This is a genomic window from Methanobrevibacter sp. (genome assembly GCF_045120835.1).
In the GTDB taxonomy this organism is placed as follows: Archaea; Methanobacteriota; Methanobacteria; order Methanobacteriales; family Methanobacteriaceae; genus Methanocatella.
On record NZ_JBGVFE010000113.1, the window covers coordinates 1 to 3,693 of the forward strand.

General features: G+C 36.9%; 2 protein-coding genes. Both read right to left on the reverse strand.

The features are described 5' to 3' along the window. Positions 1-1,711: right-handed parallel beta-helix repeat-containing protein (locus ACJMLO_RS10065; protein WP_405296425.1), on the reverse strand; the 1,711-nt coding region annotated here is incomplete at its 3' end. A 371-nt stretch (positions 1,712-2,082) separates the two neighbouring features. Continuing rightward, a complete protein-coding gene (locus tag ACJMLO_RS10070; RefSeq protein ID WP_405296427.1) occupies positions 2,083-3,597 on the reverse strand; it encodes a hypothetical protein in 1,515 nt (504 codons plus the stop codon). Positions 3,598-3,693 lie beyond the last annotated feature (96 nt).

Below are 3,693 nucleotides of genomic sequence, written 5' to 3' on the forward strand. Positions count from 1 at the left end.
TTGCGGCATTGTTTTCCAGTGTGAGGCCGGTAACTGTTGTGGTGGTATTTACACAAAGGATTGCTCCTCCATTTTCTGCGCTGTTGTCTGTCAGTCCGGTGCCGGTTATTTTCAATATGCTATTGATGGCATATATTGCTCCTCCGTACTCTGTTGCGGCATTGCTTTTCAGTGTGCCTGAGGTCACTGTCACATCGCCATTGGATATGTATAGTGCTCCCCCATCTTTTGCATGGTTGTTTTCCATTGAAGTATCTGATATTGTTGTTTTACCTTCAACTATGCGGATTGCTCCACCTACGGTGGTTGCATTGTTGTTTTTTAGTGAGGAGTCGGTAATTGTTAATGTGCCTTCATTGGAAATTGCCCCTCCTTCTTTTGCCAGGTTATTTGTAAAGGTGGAGTGTTGTATTATCAAGGTCTTTTTGGTAAAGATTGCTCCGCCTGAGTCTCCTGCGTTGTTGTTTTCCATTGTAGAGTAGGTGATTGTAGCTGTATTGCTCTCATTATTACAGTAAATTGCTCCTCCACTTCCTAATGCGATATTTCCTCCCATATAAGTATTGTCAATAGTTAGTGTATTGAAATTATAGATTGCTCCTCCATAATTTGCGCCATTGTTTTCCAGTCGGGATTCGGTTATTTTAAGTGTCACATAATTTTCTATTGCTCCTCCGTATGAAGCGATGTTGCCTGTAATGTTGCTTTTATCTATTCGGATATTTCCGGCATAAGCGACGATTGCTCCTCCCCTTGATGCCCGGTTGTCCTTTAGAGCTGATCCGGTTATTCTTGTTTCATGATTTCCATTATTAAAGATGGCTCCTCCATAAGAAGTTGCTCGGTTATTTATGAATGCGGAGTTGGTTATTGTCATTATTCCTTGATTTAAGATTCCTCCTCCGTATTCTGTTGCGTTGTTGTTTTCAATTCTTACATTTTCTAGTGTTAATTCACTGTCTTCTGTATTTAAGATCGCTCCTCCATGTTTTCCAGCATTATCGCTAATTGCACCGCCGGTCATTGTCAATTTTCCTATATTGTATATTGCTCCGCTGGATCCTGTTGCGGTGTTTCTTTCTATTATTGTATTTGTTAGCGTTATCTGGCCCGCACCGGTATTATAGATTGCTCCAGTAGTGTTTCCTGAGTTGTCTTTTATTGTGCAGCCGGTCAATATTAATTCACCATTGTTTAATATTGCTCCCCTCAGTCCTGTATTGCTTTCTATGATACAGTTTTTTAAAGTTAGTTTGCAGTTTGGATTAATATAGATTGCTGAAATGCCCTTATCATCATCCTTACCGTTTTTAATAGTTAAGTCGCTTATTTCTGCATCGGAATATATGCTAAGTATTCGAGTTTCGCCTTTTCCGTCAAGGCTTTTGCCGTTACCGTTAATTTTTATTTTCTTGGTTATCTGGACTGGGTAGTCTCCATTACTATAAGCATAATCATTTTTTAATGTTATTGTGGAGCCGGCACTTGCATGGTCAATTTCATCGTTTAACGATTGAAATGTTGAAGTGGCTCCAAGTGTGTCGTCACTGTTCTCTTTGATAATTTGATTGTCATCAATACTTGATAATCTCTCATCAGTATCGGTTGCATTCATGCCGGCTCCATCGGCGTCACCGGCACATGCTCCTGCAATACTGAATATCAAGCATGTGAATAAAATTAATATGAGTATTGTCTTTTTTAATTTCATATTTTTTGTGCTCCTTGAAGAATTTTTAGAATTCCAAAAAACTGTTATTTTTTGATTAAACAAAAAATACGATTAAAGGTATATGATTGAATATATAAATATATGTCTATTTGATTTTTGAATATAGTTTAAGTCTATACGAACAAAATGGGCAGTGGAAATAATTTTTTCACATGATGGCTTTTTGAAATTGTCCTATTTTTAGGTTGTGAAGTAGCTATATTGACAGTTTTTCAATTATTTTTGCCGTAAAGTTTATAGTGGATGTTTTTGTCACGACAATTTTGTAAAGTAGCTTTAATAAGGTTTAATTTTATATTGAACTAATATTTTGGAAAAAAAAGAATATTAAGAGAAGATGTCAATCCTCTCTATGATACTTTAATATGATAGACGTATGTTCTATACCAACCGTGCTCGTAATGGTTGTGTGTGCGTTTTTTGCCGCAGGATGGGCATTTATATTTTGAAGTGGATTTGTATTTCACTTTAAGCGGTTTGTATTTAGGGTCGGTAGGAGCATATTTCATCCAGTAGCTTCTGGACACAGTCTTTTTATAGTAAGAAGTAAGTCCGTTGCTTCCTCTGTAATGGTCCTTTACTAAACCTACAGCGTAGAGTATTACTTTTCCGTTTTTAACCGGAGCCTTATCTACTCCACCTTTGTGCTTAATGTACAGCCAGCCGGATTTGACCTTTTTGCCTTTGGATGTTATTTTAACTACAACCTTTTTTGTTTTGCCCATGTATACGACCGGGTTTTTAAAGGACATTTTAACTTTCTGTCTGTTTTTAAGCACCGCTTTTGCTTTGGCGGTTTTTGTTTTGCCCAGATTAGCGGTTCCTAAAAATTTTGCAGTGTATTTGTATTTTTTAAGTTTTTTCAATTTGATCTTTTTGGTAGCTACACCATTTTTAACGGGAGCCTTATAGGATTTACCGTTGATTTTGAATTTAACAGTACCTTCGTTAACGTTTCTGCCGTGACTTTTAACTGTTGCCTTCAGGGTTGTTTTAAATCCTTTATATCCGGTTACCTTATGGGCAGATATTGTTGCTGAGGATTTTGTAATTGTCGCTTTTTTAACGGTTTGGCCAGTAATATAGTCAAAGCCAGGGAAAATGGTTACGGTCCATGTTCCAACACCAACAGGAGGTTCAAAAGCGATTTCACCGTTACTGTTAGGATAGAAATACCTGGTTACTGTAGTTTTACCGTTGCTGAATGCAACACCCACATTAAGTGCACTTAACGGTTTTCCATTCTTTGCATCAGTTATCCTGGCATACATTGTAGCGCCGGACATGTAACTTGAACTATAATCATTGGCAGTGATTGTTGATTGACCAGTGACCTTTAAAATGGATTTGGCCATAATGTCTCCCTCATCTACTGCCACTAAAAGATACATTCCCGGAAGAAGAGTATTTTTAGTAATAGTTATTGAAAAAGTGGACTTTGATGTTGAAAATTTCCCACTTGTATACTTTAATGCTCCATTAACATCATACGCCATTAGTTTGAGATAAGATTCTGGCATGTATGATGGATAACCGTTTATTTTACCGGTTATTTTGCCTGATGAATATGAGGAGATTTTATACTCGCTTTCAAGAGATACAGTGTAGAGCGAAGAGTACGGGCCTGAAAGCTTTTCATCATCCGCCGGTGCTGAAATTACTTCTTTATCTGACTCTATATTTTTTTCTAAATCTTCATCTAAACTGGTTGGAATATCCTCAGAGACTGCTTCATCCACGGCTAAAGCTTCACTATCATCTGCTGCCGCTACTGACTCAATGTCATCTGTTGCACTTGCCGTCGATATTGCACAGATACCCACTATTATCAATAATAGCATTATAATGTATTTTTTGTTCAACATGTTATCCCTTTAATTATAAATCAATAGGAAAATTTTCCTTATAAGGAATAATATATTTTAATGAATATATAAAATTATATATTTGATTGCGGATGG